Source organism: Paenibacillus sp. Y951 (assembly GCF_056786395.1).
This window is the reverse complement of record NZ_JBXCIY010000001.1, coordinates 188,042-202,744: the sequence shown is the minus strand read 5'-3', so window position 1 is coordinate 202,744 and position 14,703 is coordinate 188,042. Positions and strand designations below refer to the sequence as shown.

The 14,703-nt window shown below is 39.8% G+C and carries 17 protein-coding genes; 6 read left to right on the top strand and 11 right to left on the bottom strand.

The features are described from left to right. The first annotated feature begins 262 nt into the window (after positions 1-262). On the top strand, positions 263-478 hold the full coding sequence (locus AC1TPB_RS01070; RefSeq protein WP_482074797.1) for a hypothetical protein: 216 nt from the start codon (positions 263-265) through the stop codon (positions 476-478). On the opposite strand, the gene AC1TPB_RS01065 is transcribed toward AC1TPB_RS01070, so the two are convergent. Beyond that, positions 468-908 (bottom strand): hypothetical protein, encoded by a 441-nt coding sequence (locus AC1TPB_RS01065; protein WP_482074796.1) that lies wholly within the window; start codon positions 906-908, stop codon positions 468-470. The two genes, AC1TPB_RS01070 and AC1TPB_RS01065, sit on opposite strands and share 11 nt — an antisense overlap. Before the next feature lie 39 nt (positions 909-947). Continuing rightward, positions 948-2,078, bottom strand: a complete 1,131-nt coding sequence (locus AC1TPB_RS01060) for a stage II sporulation protein P (protein WP_482074795.1) — start codon at positions 2,076-2,078, stop codon at positions 948-950. 224 nt (positions 2,079-2,302) lie between these two features. Here AC1TPB_RS01060 and AC1TPB_RS01055 point away from each other — a divergent pair, with 224 nt between their 5' ends. Beyond that, positions 2,303-2,479 carry a hypothetical protein gene (locus tag AC1TPB_RS01055; protein WP_482074794.1) on the top strand — a complete coding sequence of 59 codons (177 nt, stop codon included), beginning with the start codon at positions 2,303-2,305 and terminating at the stop codon, positions 2,477-2,479. On the opposite strand, the gene gpr is transcribed toward AC1TPB_RS01055, so the two are convergent. Then, complete coding sequence (gene gpr / locus AC1TPB_RS01050; protein ID WP_482074793.1) at positions 2,476-3,480, bottom strand: GPR endopeptidase; 1,005 nt, start codon at positions 3,478-3,480, stop codon at positions 2,476-2,478. The genes AC1TPB_RS01055 and gpr overlap by 4 nt on opposite strands. A gap of 252 nt (positions 3,481-3,732) precedes the next feature. On the opposite strand from gpr, the gene rpsT reads away from it, so the two are divergent. Then, a complete protein-coding gene (rpsT, locus tag AC1TPB_RS01045; protein WP_482063293.1) occupies positions 3,733-4,005 on the top strand; it encodes a 30S ribosomal protein S20 in 273 nt (90 codons plus the stop codon). Between the two features lie 144 nt (positions 4,006-4,149). Further along, positions 4,150-4,368, top strand: coding sequence for a hypothetical protein (locus AC1TPB_RS01040; RefSeq protein WP_482074792.1), 219 nt, complete (start codon positions 4,150-4,152; stop codon positions 4,366-4,368). Between the two features lie 3 nt (positions 4,369-4,371). Here AC1TPB_RS01040 and holA read toward each other — a convergent pair whose 3' ends face one another. Next, positions 4,372-5,421 carry a DNA polymerase III subunit delta gene (gene holA / locus AC1TPB_RS01035; RefSeq protein ID WP_482074791.1) on the bottom strand — a complete coding sequence of 350 codons (1,050 nt, stop codon included), beginning with the start codon at positions 5,419-5,421 and terminating at the stop codon, positions 4,372-4,374. A 259-nt stretch (positions 5,422-5,680) separates the two neighbouring features. On the opposite strand from holA, the gene AC1TPB_RS01030 reads away from it, so the two are divergent. Continuing rightward, positions 5,681-6,442 (top strand): AAC(3) family N-acetyltransferase, encoded by a 762-nt coding sequence (locus AC1TPB_RS01030; RefSeq protein ID WP_482074790.1) that lies wholly within the window; start codon positions 5,681-5,683, stop codon positions 6,440-6,442. Positions 6,443-6,548: 106 nt separating this feature from the next. After that, a complete protein-coding gene (locus AC1TPB_RS01025) occupies positions 6,549-7,607 on the top strand; it encodes a TlpA family protein disulfide reductase (RefSeq protein WP_482074789.1) in 1,059 nt (352 codons plus the stop codon). 69 nt (positions 7,608-7,676) lie between these two features. On the opposite strand, the gene AC1TPB_RS01020 is transcribed toward AC1TPB_RS01025, so the two are convergent. The 7 genes from AC1TPB_RS01020 to AC1TPB_RS00990 form a co-directional block, all read right to left on the bottom strand. Then, complete coding sequence (locus tag AC1TPB_RS01020; RefSeq protein ID WP_482074788.1) at positions 7,677-8,213, bottom strand: GyrI-like domain-containing protein; 537 nt, start codon at positions 8,211-8,213, stop codon at positions 7,677-7,679. Between the two features lie 99 nt (positions 8,214-8,312). Further along, positions 8,313-9,263 carry a helix-turn-helix transcriptional regulator gene (locus tag AC1TPB_RS01015; RefSeq protein ID WP_482074787.1) on the bottom strand — a complete coding sequence of 317 codons (951 nt, stop codon included), beginning with the start codon at positions 9,261-9,263 and terminating at the stop codon, positions 8,313-8,315. Positions 9,264-9,463: 200 nt separating this feature from the next. Then, complete coding sequence (locus tag AC1TPB_RS01010) at positions 9,464-10,492, bottom strand: anti-sigma factor family protein (protein WP_482074786.1); 1,029 nt, start codon at positions 10,490-10,492, stop codon at positions 9,464-9,466. Next, the gene (locus tag AC1TPB_RS01005; protein WP_482063286.1) at positions 10,489-11,037 is read right to left on the bottom strand and encodes an RNA polymerase sigma factor; all 549 of its coding nucleotides are present in this window, start codon (positions 11,035-11,037) and stop codon (positions 10,489-10,491) included. Before AC1TPB_RS01005 ends, AC1TPB_RS01010 begins: the two co-directional genes overlap by 4 nt. Before the next feature lie 208 nt (positions 11,038-11,245). Further along, positions 11,246-13,819 carry a DNA internalization-related competence protein ComEC/Rec2 gene (locus AC1TPB_RS01000; protein ID WP_482074785.1) on the bottom strand — a complete coding sequence of 858 codons (2,574 nt, stop codon included), beginning with the start codon at positions 13,817-13,819 and terminating at the stop codon, positions 11,246-11,248. An 88-nt stretch (positions 13,820-13,907) separates the two neighbouring features. After that, on the bottom strand, positions 13,908-14,441 hold the full coding sequence (locus tag AC1TPB_RS00995; protein ID WP_482074784.1) for a deoxycytidylate deaminase: 534 nt from the start codon (positions 14,439-14,441) through the stop codon (positions 13,908-13,910). Positions 14,442-14,511: 70 nt separating this feature from the next. Further along, on the bottom strand, positions 14,512-14,658 hold the full coding sequence (locus tag AC1TPB_RS00990; protein WP_482074783.1) for a hypothetical protein: 147 nt from the start codon (positions 14,656-14,658) through the stop codon (positions 14,512-14,514). Between the last annotated feature and the right edge of the window lie 45 nt (positions 14,659-14,703).

Genomic DNA, 14,703 nt, shown 5'->3' with positions numbered 1-14,703 from the left:
GCTAAACCCCCACACATTCCTTGTATGAAATCAATCAACCTATTATAACAGTAAGCGTAAGGTACATCAATGGACAAGACTGAAAACTTTTCAAGCGATATTCTGGAAGAATATCGCTTAATTGAAATATATCCAATTTCTATTCAAATTCGCCGCTAACTAAGCTATGTACCCAGCAACGTGTACGGCACGTACACAAGCGGCCAAATGCCCGAAACTTTCAATGAAGGTTTGAACTTCCCTTCCAATAAAAATTCAAAAAGTGGGCTTTCAGAATCGAGAAAATGGAGCGCTACTTGAGAAAGGCGGAAGCGCAAGTGTACGTGTTTGGTACACGCGGACCTACAATGTTTCTGCAAGAAACATACATCGGAAGCTTATGCTATACTTTCCAAGTTCGCTTCATATTCGACGTCGAATAAACTCCGAAGCTAATCATCGTTATCAAAGTCCACTTTTTGAATTACCTAATTTATGACTTTGCTGAATAGCTGGGCGATGTACTGCATCCCAGAACTAGATGCATTCTGCAGTACGCCCGAAGTTGTATCAGCTAGACGGTTAACAGCAGGTTGCTGCGCAGCTTCATTCAGAAGTAATTGTGATTGCAGCTGCATCTTTTCATTTTCCAAAGTTTGCTTCTTCAAGCGAGCTACTTCTTGTTCTAGTGCGGCAATCTCTTGATCAATGGGCGAAAGTGAAGGATCAATGATGGTCGTTTCTAAACGCTCAGTAATCGTAGTTGGAGCTTGATACGCTTCATTGGGTTGCAGCCCAACCGATTGTAATGGAGCTAAAGGTCCGTATACACGCTCGATGCCTGCTGTAGTCATTTCCAACATATAAAGAATGATAATTGTCATAGCACTTCCTACTAATAGCCATTTCCAAGCTTTACCTCGAAACATTTCGTTCACCCATCCCTTCTAATCCATTGTCAATCCCAGCTATTTTTTACTTTCTTCATATAATTCAGCGATGATTTCGGCAAGCACGTCAGCTGTACGGTATGATTCTTCTAGCGTATTATCTACACCACCCACCTCAATCAATACGTTTTGATCGGCAAGAGATTGATTGTACTCCGCGTTACCAGTAGCAGCAGTTTTCCCTAATATACCTCGGGATAAACCTGGATACTTCTCCTCTATTTTTTCATTCATCTGCTTAGCAAATGCTTCATTTTCTTTCCAATGAGGATTACGTTCCCCGATAACAAAATATACTTGGGCATAACTAACTCCATCAATATCTACCGTTGTATATTTGCGGGATTGCGAATCGCGATGCAGATCAAAGAAGTATTTGAGATTATCATTACTAGCAATAGCTTCTTTTACCGTCTTTTTCGAATATTTATAGCTGTGACTCCATTCATAATTAGGAATGGTAGTTGGATAATCGGTATTAGACACCATTGCGCCCATTCCCCGTTCCTCAAGCTGCTTTGCTAAACGCTCACCGACTAAAGTTATATTTTTCGATTTAGAGCTAGCATTGCTTTCTCCTTCTTCAACCTCATTAGTCCACGACTCACGATTGTGCGTATGATAGATAAACACTACACTGTCATCATTTTCCGCCTGAGTAGTGTTACTTGGTTGTACTGTTGATTCTATAGGTGTAATGGCTTCAATGTCGCCGCTATTATTAGGTTCGTTCCATTCGTTAAGTAGATCATTCATCTGCTGTTGGTCAAGCCCATGATCAGTATATCGATGATCGTCAATAGCAGCTATATTAGGATCACTTACTCTGCTACCTGACATTTGTTCTAATAGCCATTGACCTAGTTGATCCATTAAAGATAATTGTGTCGGTTGATATGAAGCATATATAGGTAACTCCTCAGCTAGCACTGCTTGTACATATTGATTTTCCACTTGAAGAGTAAGTCCAGATTCCGTTTGAGTATTCGCTTCTGCTAAATTAACTCGTAGTAATGCCCCTGCGCCAATGACAACAACAGCAAGCATTGTCAGAAATACCAATATTATGAACCGCTTTGTATGCTTCCAAATTTCATTCCATTCGTTCCAATCTTGTTCATGGCGTGGAATCGTCAATCTTTTTTCCATTATAGGTCTCCCTCTCTCTCTACTACATTGTCTAGTAATCTATTAACACTCTATGAAACAACATAATATAGTAGAACAAAATCTTTCATTAGTGGCTTTCTCACAATGATGCGCAAACCAAAAAAGCGACCAAAAACAGTAGCATACAGCTATTGCTTTTGGTCGCTTTTCATTTACAACGGTAATCACTTTTTAACTTTCTGCTTTCAATAAGAGTTCAAGAAGTGGGCTTTCAGAATCGAGCAGTTGAGACGTTACTTGAGAAAGGCGGAAGCGCAAATGTACGTAATTGGTACATGCGAACCGTACTTTCCAAGTTCGTTTCAAATGCGACGTCGAATAATCTACGTCAGCATACGCATCGTTATCAAAGTCCACTTTTTAACTTTCCTTTAGATTAATGTGTGTAGGCTGCTACATTACTAGAATCAATCGCTTCATGCAAAGCGGCATTCAATCCACTCGCAATAATATTTCCAATATCCTCGATAAATTCGTCGATTTCTTTCGGCGTTACAAGCATATTGTGTCCGATTGGATCTAATACCTCTTTAACAAGTGTTAGCCGTTCCACTTCACTCATCTTGTTCAATAAACCAAATATGCGATCATTATCCCCATTTTCTTCGGAGAGATGCTTGCGCATTAGATCAATTGTGTTATTTACAATAGTAGCTGCATAGAGAACCGTTGGCACCCCTATCGCAATCGTCTTAACGCCCAGCGTCTCGTAAGTAAGACCTTTTCGTTTATTGCCAATCCCTGAACCAGGATGAATCCCCGTATCTGCAATTTGGATCGTCGTATTTACTCGTTCAATCGATTTAGAAGCGAGAGCATCAATTGCAATAATGACATCAGGCTTCGATTGATCGACAATCCCTTTCACTATTTCACTGGATTCAATACCAGTAATACCTAATACCCCAGGCGAGACTGCACTTACAGGTCGATATCCAGGTGCAACATCGCTAGGCATTAATTCAAAGAAGTGTCTCGTCACCATCACATTTTCTACGACGACCGGACCTAGCGCATCAGGTGTGACATTCCAATTTCCAAGTCCAACAATAAGTATTTTTGCGTCTTTTGGAATGTTTAAACGAATGAGAAACTGTTCAAACTCCTTTGCCATAAATGTCGCAACTCGATCCTGTAATGTAGTATCCCCATTGCGTAATTCTGGCACCTCAAGAGTGACATAATGCCCGATCATTTTCCCAATTGCATCAGAACCAGCCTGATCCTGAACATGTAGTCTAGTAATCTTAATCCCATCATCCTCAACCGTTTCCATCTCAACACCGGTAATCGCATCACCACTTAGCTCAACTGCCATCTCAACAGCTTCTAATGCGAGATCCGTTCGGACATTATATTGCTGCATATCGATTGAACTCATTATTTTCCCTCCCAAAACTTTTTGTATCTTTCGGATATACTTCTTTGTAACAAAAAGTAGCATCGGAAGCATACCCTACAATACGTAATAAACATATTGTTAGCGATCTATATCCTTTTCATGCAATATTGAAATTATTGATTAAGAACCGCCCTGCTATTGCTTTTTAGAATCCATCATGATAATATATTTTAAGTTGTGTTGATAAGGTTTCTGGAAAGAAACGCTTGACTAGTCTAGGAGGTGAATTCCATGCCAAACATTAAATCCGCTATTAAACGTGTTAAAACGAATGAAAAACGTCGCGCTTTGAACGCTTCTCAACGTTCTGCACTTCGTTCTGTAGTTAAAATTGCTGATGTAGCAATCGCAGGCACTGATGTTGAAGTAGCTAAATCTGCTTTGATCAATGCTTCAAAAAAATTGGACAAGGCTGTTACTAAAGGCCTAATTCATAAAAATGCTGCTGCTCGTAAAAAATCTCGTCTTGCTAAAAGACTGAACGCTCTTAGCGCTCAAGCATAATAGCTAATGAACGATAAAATCCTCGCCTTATTCAAGGAGAGGATTTTTTTATGCTTATTTTTAATTGCTATCTATTAGATGGGGGCATATTCGCCGCCGACTATACTACGTTAGCAAAGAAGCTATGAAACGAAACCCAGCAACGTGTACGGTACGAGTACACAAGCGGTCAAATGCCCGAAACTTCAAATAGAGGTTCAAAAAGTGGGCTTTCAGAACCGAGAAGATGGAGCGCTACTTGAGGGAGGAGGAAGCTCCAGTGTACGTTATTGGTACACGAGACCCGGACTTCCCAAGTTCGCTTCATATTCGATGCCGAATAAGATACAGCGCGTTTCATCGTTATCAAAGCCCGTTTTTTGAACTTCATCTAGAAGAGAATTGCATGCGATATGCGCTTCCTAGTGAAAGAATATACAACTCCAACCCCAGCGCCTTATCCACTTGACCTGTTTTCATCCCATAATCTAGATCAGCTAATGAACTTAATAGCAAACCTAATTGCTTTATTTCATAATGTCGTGCCTTCTCAGCTGCAAGCTTTACACTATATGGATGGGCACCAATAATGCCTGCCATTTGCTGCGGGCTATAGTGGTGCTGCTCTAGCTCTTTAATCTGAAGCATCATTCGTAATTGGCGAGCAATTAAGGCAACTAGCTTGATCGGCTCTTCTTTACGAATTAATAATTGGTGATACATAGAAAGTGCATCCGTTAGCTTAATATTGACGATAGCATCGACTAGCGCGAATACATCCTCTTCTACAGTGGTCGTTGTTAGCTGTGCCACTAATTGCTCCGTAATCGTTCCATCTTCACCAACATGCAGACATAGCTTATTCAATTCTTGTGAAAGCTGCTGCATCGATACACCAACACGGGTAATCAATAGCTCCGCAGCTTCAACTCGCATGACTCTCCCTTGATCACTAGCTAGTTTCGTAAGCCATTGCTTCAATTGAGTATGATCTAGCTCCGGAAAATGAACAACACATTTTCTTTCCTTCATCTGCTTCACAAGCTTTTTACGTTCATCTAGCTTTTCAGCGTATACTGCAAAAATAATAATAGAACTTTCTAGCGGATACTCCATATACTTCAATAAAGAATCTGCACGATGCTCTATCTTATTACTTTCCTTAACTGCAGCACACATAATTGAACTATCACGTACAATAATGAGCTTTTTATCAAGAAAGAATGATGGAGACTCTGCCTCTAGTACAATTTCTTCCAATGGCGTCTCCGATGTATCAAACTTAATAATCCCCATACCCTGCTCTTCCATAGTGAATATTTTGTTTTTCACCAATTCAATAAACTGCTCCATACGATAACGGTCTTTTCCGTATACAACATAAAATGGTTTATAGTTGCCATTTTGAACATCCTTGATTACATCTTTTGCATCCACCTGATCACCACCTAAATATGTATTTTCTTATATAAATGCGGCTAATAACAACCTACTATTCAATAGCGGAAACGCTATAGCATTCGTTTTATCGACACAAAGTGTAACATTGTCCAACTAAAAGTGCAATCATTGATCTATTCTGCTGAACTAGCAGCTTTCTTTCAATCTATCTATTATAATGAAGGTCGTTTGTACCGGCATAATTAGGTATAATGGTAGCGAGGCTTTCACTATTTTATACATTGGAGGAATTGAAATGCATACGAAACATAGTTTGATCGAACAACTTGAACGGGCAGGTATTGATAAATTGGGTACCGTGCTCATGCACTCCTCGATGAAAAGTATCGGTGACGTTGAAAACGGAGCAGATACCGTTCTCGATGCACTGTCACAATATATGCAGGAGGGACTACTTGTTTTGCCAACCCATACATGGGCCGATATTAACGCAAATAATCCTAGATTCTATGTAGAATCATCTCCCGTATGTGTAGGAATTCTGCCTGAACTGTTTCGCCAGCGCGAAAATGTACTTCGGTCATACCATCCAACCCATTCCGTTGCTGCTTTAGGTCATGATGCAGCTTCATTCGTGGCAGGTGACGAGCGGTTCGATACACCTTGCCATCGCGAATCAGCATGGGGCAAGCTACTAGATCGGAAAGCAAAAATATTATTAGTCGGAGTAGACCAAAAAAGAAATACATTCATTCATGGAATCGAGGAATGGGTTGATATACCAGGAAGACTCACAGATGGTCATGAAATGCTATATACCATTTTACCTGATGGAACAGAAATAGAAGTACCATCTCGCAGACACCATGGCTTACCTTGGTCAGAGCATTTTTGGAAAGTAGAAGGAATTCTTGAGCAGCAAAGAGCGATTTATCTAGCTGAATTTGGTGATGCTGAGATGTGGGTATGCGACACTGTGAAGCTTACCGATGTATTAACTACTATGCTGCAGAAAGACCCAGATTTATTTTCAGACAATGAGCCGCTAAGTGATTGATCAAACGTTTCGTTTGTGACTATAACAAAGAGCGTATTGATCGGATACACAGCCGATGAAGGATGATTAATAATCGGATATGCCATCGAAGAAGGGAGAGTGTGAAATGCCAAATCTGCAGCTCGGTCCTTTAGTATTAAATATGGACCTACTCGTATATTTAATGGCGGGAATTGCTGGAGTGCTAGCCATACGCCTTAGAAGCAGAGGTAATGTAGACAGGGAATTACTGCTATCGTATGCTTGGAATTCCATTTTCTTATGGATAATGATTTGGAAGGGCAGTCTTCTTCTCTTCGATCCGATGAGCGTCATTCGTTATCCTCAATCATTACTATTTTTCGATGGAGGTACGAAGGGAATCTGGCTAGCTACGTTCGTTGCAATAAGCTATATGGGCTACCGCTATCAGCGTATTGCAGGTACTCGCCAAACAGCTGCCTCTATCGTGATCATGCTTGCAGGCTGGTCACTAATCTTTTTCGGAGCACAGCTTGTATTGTCTAGCTCTACTCAGCTTATTCACTATGTAGCATTTCTACTTTCGGTCGTGCTATTACTATTATTAGAAAATTCAAAGCGAAAGATGACTGCACGCTACACTGTGCAGCTACTTTCACTCGCTCTTGTTATTGGCTTAGTAGGTAGTATGATACATGGCCAGATCCAAGACGGTCGCTTCTCGAAGAAAACGTCTAATCAAATTGTAGATGAACAGAACCAAGCAGTCATAGGTATTCGAACAGATCAAAGCGCGCCTAACTTTCAGCTTACTAATTTACAAGAGAATGTTGTAAATTTGGAAGATTATCGCGGACAAAAGGTTATCATTAATTTTTGGACAACATGGTGCCGTGTATGTAAAGCAGAAATGCCCCATGTAGAGAAGCTCTATGAACATTATAAAGAAGATAATGTTGTCATATTATCGGTCAATGTAACGAGTCAAGAGCGCAATATAGCGGACATTGAGCGATATGTGGACGAACAACAACTAACCTTCCCTATCCTATTGGACGAAGCAGGCGTAGCTAGTAAGAGCTACAGAGTAAACGCCTATCCAACAACATTCATTTTGGATGAGCTGGGTATTATACGAAAACAGCAGGTTGGAGCAATTAGCTTTGATAGTATGAACAAAGCTATCCGCGACATTAATAAGTAAAGAGCTATCCCACGCAATCAATATTTACGACGTGGGATAGCTCTTCTTTATTGATTAATAGCAACTAGATTACTCAATTGCAATATAAATATCAACTTGCGCATTAGTTGGATCGGCACAGCGCTCATCGTAGTATTCAAAGTCTCCAGTATATGTACGATTCATACTAGATGACGCCGACCATTGCCAAATTGCAACCCATGCCTGAGCCACAACCTCTTGAATCGCACCCCAAGACGTCGTAAATACAGCGTATTTTGCTGCGGGAGTTGTAACAACATCTAGTCCAACTGGCTTATCGGCTGCATTATGAATTCTCATACCAATGAGTAGCCGATATCGTCCTGCAGCACCATTCTCGTAATCCGTATAGCAACCGTAAATCGCGTGATCGTCAGCCCCCTCTTTCAGTAGCGCGCTAATATTATCAGCGTAAAACTTCGTCCATAGCGATCCAAGCTGTCCGTTTCCGCTAAGCTCATCTGCATTCGTTGTAACGACGCTAATCCCTGCCAAGCTCATACTGCCCTTATGTTCAATACGTACTGGCTCGAAACAACCTCCCTGCTTGTTAGACTCCACTTGATTGTTAGCCTTCTGTGTCATGTTCTGCACTCCTCTTTAGTTATAATGGTAGTTCAAAGAACAAACTTTGAATTACCACTTATAATGTAAGTATAACGAAAGAAACCTGACAGCTATCTGTCAGGTTTCTTTCGTTGATTCATATATATTTGTTATTTGCTTCGCATAGTTGTAAATCATTTGTCGTAGATGGAGTGGTTCAACGACTTCAACATCAGCACCAAAGCTTAATATAAAGCTATACAGCCATTGGTTTTCAGGGAAATTTGGCTTAACAATAATCGTTCCATCTTCCTGAAAGAGCAACTCCTCAACACCGAACCATTCCTCAGCGACAAACTGTCGATGAGAAGGGAAACGCAGTGTAATTTGAATTGATTGTTGTGGAGAAATCCATTTTTGACCAAAGCTGTTCTCTCTTGAAGGCGCTGTACCTCTTGTAAAGCTTTCATCCAACAGCGTTGGTTCTTTCATGCGAAGCAGTTTGAACAGCCGAAATTCACCACGTTTCAGGCAAATCGCTTCAACATACCAATGTCTTCCCTTCAACACGAGCGTATATGGCTCGACGATTCGAGTTGTTAGCTCTCCATTCGCATCGGAGTATGCAAAGGTCATACGATTAAATTGCTCGATCGCTTGCTTAATTAGCTGTAGCTTATATTCAAGACGTACCGAACCTCCCCAAGGAGAAAGATCGATCAATAGATGATCCGACTTTAACTTAAACTCCGCTGCCTGTGCTGAAGGAACAATACTATTGATCTTCTCAACTAGTCGTTCATTGCTATCACTAATGTATGAATTGGACATGCCCCGCAGCGCCGTAATAATAGCAGCTAATTCATCATTAGTTAATACATTGCGATCGAGCCTGTATCCTTCAGCAAGCCCAATGCCTCCGTTCATCCCTTGATAAGTGACAATAGGAATACCTGCCTGATTAATCGCTTCAATATCCCGATAAATGGTACGGATCGAAACTTCGAAGCGCTCAGCCAGCTCCTTTGCCTGTATAATATTGCGATTTAATAGCATAATTACGATCGCTAACAATCGGTCTAATTTCATATTTCAGCTCCAGCTTCTTGCCATACTATTACAGCACAAAACAAAGGGATGTTTCATAACAATGAAAACATCCCTTTGTTATTATGTTAACATTCTTAGCTAGCTCCATGGTACTAGCTATAGAATGGTCATACGACGGTAGATTCCCTGTCGTAGACTTTGACATAGTGTAATATACGCACGGTAGTTCTTTTGTGTGACTACTGTCGTTCACTTATTTCCCATGTATAACTAGTAATTTCTCCTGTTTCATCCGTAACTTGGAAAGTAAAACTCTTTCCTTCATTTTCCCATTGGATAAATTCAAACAAGCCTTGTTGCGGTAACTCCCATTGTTGTAACACTTGCTGCGAACTTGTCTCATACAACGCTATTGTATGCTCTTCGAACTGTAAATATACCTGTTCATCGATACTAAAATATTGTGGTATCGTTGTAGTATTAGCATCAGTATCGGCATCATAACCCGTCTGATCTTGAACCTTCACCGTAAACTCACTCAAACCGCCTAATTTATCAATGTTTTCTGTTAATGAGTCTACTTGCTCAGGTAAAACTGGATCAGTTGTAGCACCAGGAGTTTTTTCTGCAGCGCTATTGTTATTAATGCTAGGAAATGTCGAAGTATAGGACGTACCATCTTCAATAGGATTATCCTCTATCGATTGTTCCCCAATACTTTTAAATCCATCATAAACTGCACCCGATGAAATACTATATTGCTCAACCGCATCTGTTGATCTTAACCTCTCAGATGAGCTATCTGCAGCTTCTTCCTTCTCTCCAGTAGTTACAAATAAATTTGCAGGCGCTAGATCGTTAGCCGTCTCATTTGGGTGCCCCGTTTTCATCGCCAAATCAGCAATAGATGCATTATTCGAAGTAGGTGTGCCATTCAAATTGACCATCAGTACAATAATCGCCGCAGCAGTCGCTATACTTCCAGCTGTAGTTAACCATCTTGTACGTCTTTGCTTAGCTACAATTAATGAATTAGCCTTTGCTTTATCAATTCGTTCAAGTTCTGGCAATATAGCATCAACAATGCTGATGGAAGGGACTACACGAGGTAATTGCTCTAAACTTCCTGACAATAACGCTAATTTATCGAATAGAACTGTACATTGTGCACAGTCGCTTAAATGAGCCATTAATGTTTCTAGTTCTAGCTCATTCAAATCGCGATCCAAATTCCGTTGCATCAATTCACCAACCTCTGTACAATTCATCCTCTTACACCACCTTTCTGATAATCTTGAAGTAAATGTTGTAGCTGTTGCCTTGCGCGGAATAAATAAGATTTTACAGTATTCAAGGGTAAATCAAGCGATGCAGCAATCTCATTATATGAGAAATCTTGTAAATACCTTAAAATTACGACTGTACGATGATGTTCCGGTAATTGATCAATGGCTTGTTTAATTTCTTCAATTGCAAAACCTGACATTACATCATGCTCAACACAACTTTTATCTTGAAAAACAATTTCATGCTCATCGATAGATATAGTTGGCTTAGTTTTACGGAACTTATCAATACAAATATTAGTTACAATGCGTTGAACCCATGTTTTGAATTGAGCTTTTTCTTCGTATGTTTCAATTTTAGTATATATGCGAATCAATGCTTCTTGCGAAGCGTCTAACGCATCTTGCTCATTGTTCAATATATAATATGCGGTTCGATACACATGGTTTTCGATCTCTCGCAAAAGAGTGACTAACGCTTCTCGGTCTCCCGATTGAGCAGCTTTAATCAGTGAAGGCTCTACCACGCGAAAGCTCCCCCTCTCATGCAACCTTATTGACGGAACAATAGAAAAGAAGGTTGCAATAATTATAATTTTTTATGAAATATATTTATTATTTTCAGCTAATTTTCAGTTTTGACCTAAAAGTGGACACTCAAAAGGTCTGCTTTTTGAACAACCTTTAAAAACACTCCATAAAAGCATATCAAATATAACGACTCCCGTACACTTCTTATTTCCAGTCCACATAATAGATATCGTCATTTGCAACCCGAAGCTTCACCTCTCCGAGTTGATCTGTACGCCAAATAAGAGAATTATATTGTTCTAATCGAGATAATACTAATGGATTAGGATGACCGTATACATTGTACCGACCAACTGAGATGATAGACGCTCTCGGCTCAAAATAGGAAAGCCAATTATAGCTTGTAGAATATTTGCTTCCATGGTGTGCGACCTTCATAACTGAAATATTGTTGAGCTGATCCGTACCTTTATATAAATGATTAACAATACTCTCTTCTGCCTGCTCTCCAATATCTCCAGTGTACAAAAATGTATGATCGAATAGATGCATCACAAAGACAAGGCTATACTCATTTTGATCGGTAATTATTGGTAACGTCATTGTTTTTTCTTTTGACGGCCAAATAATTTCAATACTAGTTGCTTTATCAAGTTCGATCTGCTCTCCCATAATCGGACTTCGCAAAGTAATATCTTTCTCTGTAATAAGTGTAAATAGGCGCTCAATATCCTTCGTATCCTTATAGCTGCCATTCCACCATATTTCTTTAACCGGTATGGTCCTTAATACTTCGATCAAACCACCAATATGATCAGAATCAAGATGTGATATAACAAGCACATCTAAGCGATGTACTCCCCGCTTCATTAACAGTGGAACGAGAACATCCTTCCCTACTTCAAATGGATCTTGTCGTAGCTTCCATTCTTCTTTGCCAAATTGTATCGTGCCTCCGCCATCAATTAATATATGTTTCCCCGAAGGAGTGCGTATATAACTCGCATCCCCTTGACCGACGTCCAAAAAGCTTACATAAGCAGAGCGACTAAACATTAATGGTTCATATGCGTAAACTAGAAAACCTACAGTTAAAAGTATGAGCATTATTAATTTCCGATGTCTGTGCCAGTATGATGTCTTTCTCATTGGAAACAGAATTTCAAGCTCATCAATACCATGTAGCGGCTCAGTCACTTTATTCGTTTCATTCGCTGTTTTTGTTTCATCGACTAGCTTACTATACTGCGTTTGTAATACCGTAAAAAACGATAACAGTAATGTATACCATCCAATAATCCACCAAATCGGTGGAGTCGCCCATATAAAATGTAGTTGATGTACTTTACTAAGCCATGCGACAATTTCGAATGAAGCATGATTACACCATTGGACGATTAATACGAACGGCTTTGCAATGGCAAGATGAATATGGCTGATTATCATAACAAAACTCGCTAATGGCATAACAATAAAACTAATAAAGGGTACTAGAACGAGATTAGCTAGAAAAGAAAGTAGATGAAATTGATTGAAGTAATATATCGTAAGCGGAAATGACACAAACTGGGCAACGAGAGTTACAGATAATGTATCCATCAACCATTTACTTTTTTTCGTTCGTGGCAAAGCTTTACTTAGTGCAGGAACACCTATAATAAGTCCAAGCGTAACGATAAATGATAATTGAAAACTAATATTATGGATCATATATGGATCAATGATAACGAGCGCTAATGCTACGATAGCTATTAAATGGAGCCCATCTTTCAATATATTCATTCTAGCGGCAATAAGTCCAAGCATCGCCATTAAGCCGGCTCGCAGTACAGATGGAGAAGCCCCCGTTATGGCAACATATAGTGGAATAATGATAAGTAGAACATATATTATCCGTTCTTTGCTGAATCGAAAAATCCGTAGCATCGCTGTGACCATATACATAAATACGGCAACATGCAGCCCTGATATCGCTAATATATGAGTTAATCCAAGCGTGGAAAATTGACGGAATTGTTCGGGATCAAGTTCTTCGCGAATTCCTAATATTAGTCCCTTTAAGTAGCCGCTTTGTTGCTTCGGAAAAAGTTCGTCAAGGGGCGCACTAACGATAATTCGTAGGTCATCTATCATTGCCTTAAAGCGAGGAGTAGAAAATCTTTTATCTTCTGGAAGCTGTTGCAACGATTGTATTCCTTTACTTTTGAACAACCAATGTATACGACTGTAATTAAGATATTTTCTATAGTCAAATCCGCCATCATTATTGCTTGTGGCCGGACGCGATATTTCACCTATTAATTGGATCGTCAATCCTCGTTTCCATTGTTTTGCAATAACTAGTTCTTCCTCTGCTTCTAATGTTACGTACACTTTAAACTTTTCAGTCATATTATTAGGTACTAGTTGACCCGTCCGATATAGTTGAGATGATAGCAGATCAAACGATACCCGATCACCATCAATTTCCACTATTGATGTTATCGTTCCGATCACTTTCGTTTCAAATGCTTCAATATTACTGTCATTCCACTCTTCAGCTAGTTGAGTTTTGTTATGTAGGTCAACAATATATCGTTGACCCGCTCCTGCTACGAAGCAAGCGATTAATATCACCGCCAGAATAGTTGTGCATTGACGGAATAATACTGCAATAATTACGCTGATTAGAAAAGCTACCAGCCAAAGAAGAGCAATGTTAGTATTGAAGCTACTTATTATTATATTCCCAAGCAACCAGCAACTTGTAATCACTATAATTGGTCGTGTATTCATCATTGACCCTTGCCTCCCAACAAAAAAAGAACCTAATCAGCCACTCCAAAGAGTAGTGATTAGGTTCTTCCTATTACAAAATATAATTGTATTATTGCTGAATTTCCATCGCAGCATGTGCAGGTGGCTCATAGCGATCAAGACAGCGGAAAAGAATTCCTACTTGCTCCATTAAGTGACGAACTTTAATATCATCTTTTTTATACGGTCGATGATATACGATTTCTTTAACTCCGCTATTCGCAAGCATATTAGCACATGTCCAGCATGGTTGATCCGTCACATAGACGACTGAACCTTCTCGGTCTATCCGATCAGTGAACAGCAGTAGATTTTGTTCAGCATGAATGGTGCGGATGCAGCGTTGTTTTTTGATCATTTGCTCAATACCTTGATCATCAACGACAACCTCATATTCTTCCATTATCATACAACCAGCTTCTTCACAATCTTCCACTCCCATCGGAGCACCGTTATAAGCAGTTCCTAATAACTTCTTGCCTTGAACAAGTACAGATCCCACATGACGACGATGACATCTTGAACGAGTTGAAACCATATAGGCGATGTCCATAAAGTAGGTATCCCAGTCTTTACGGACCGATTCTTTACTATTGACCAACATAATAATCTTCCTTCCCCTGCTGCATGTCCACTATAAGAGGATGTTCAAAAAGCGGACTTTGATAACGAAGTCATGCATGAAGCATAGTCGACATCGAATATGAAACGAACTTGGAAAGTACGGTTCGCGTGTACCAATAACGTACACTTGCGCTTCCGCCTTTCTCAAGTAGCGTTTCATCTTCTCGGTTCTGAAAGCCCACTTTTTGAACGTGCACTATAATATATTGCTCTATTATAAGCGCTGAGCGAACATTTTTGCA

Coding starts and splice junctions, on each gene's coding strand:
- gpr (WP_482074793.1), bottom strand. CDS start 3,480: ATGAGTTCAATCGATATGCAGCAATATAATGTCCGAACGGATCTCGCA.
- AC1TPB_RS01020 (WP_482074788.1), bottom strand. CDS start 8,213: ATGACACAGAAGGCTAACAATCAAGTGGAGTCTAACAAGCAGGGAGGT.
- AC1TPB_RS01000 (WP_482074785.1), bottom strand. CDS start 13,819: ATGATGAATACACGACCAATTATAGTGATTACAAGTTGCTGGTTGCTT.
- rpsT (WP_482063293.1), top strand. CDS start 3,733: ATGCCAAACATTAAATCCGCTATTAAACGTGTTAAAACGAATGAAAAA.
- AC1TPB_RS00995 (WP_482074784.1), bottom strand. CDS start 14,441: ATGTTGGTCAATAGTAAAGAATCGGTCCGTAAAGACTGGGATACCTAC.
- AC1TPB_RS01015 (WP_482074787.1), bottom strand. CDS start 9,263: ATGAAATTAGACCGATTGTTAGCGATCGTAATTATGCTATTAAATCGC.
- AC1TPB_RS01030 (WP_482074790.1), top strand. CDS start 5,681: ATGCATACGAAACATAGTTTGATCGAACAACTTGAACGGGCAGGTATT.
- AC1TPB_RS01010 (WP_482074786.1), bottom strand. CDS start 10,492: ATGAATTGTACAGAGGTTGGTGAATTGATGCAACGGAATTTGGATCGC.
- AC1TPB_RS01025 (WP_482074789.1), top strand. CDS start 6,549: ATGCCAAATCTGCAGCTCGGTCCTTTAGTATTAAATATGGACCTACTC.
- AC1TPB_RS01065 (WP_482074796.1), bottom strand. CDS start 908: ATGTTTCGAGGTAAAGCTTGGAAATGGCTATTAGTAGGAAGTGCTATG.
- AC1TPB_RS01060 (WP_482074795.1), bottom strand. CDS start 2,078: ATGGAAAAAAGATTGACGATTCCACGCCATGAACAAGATTGGAACGAA.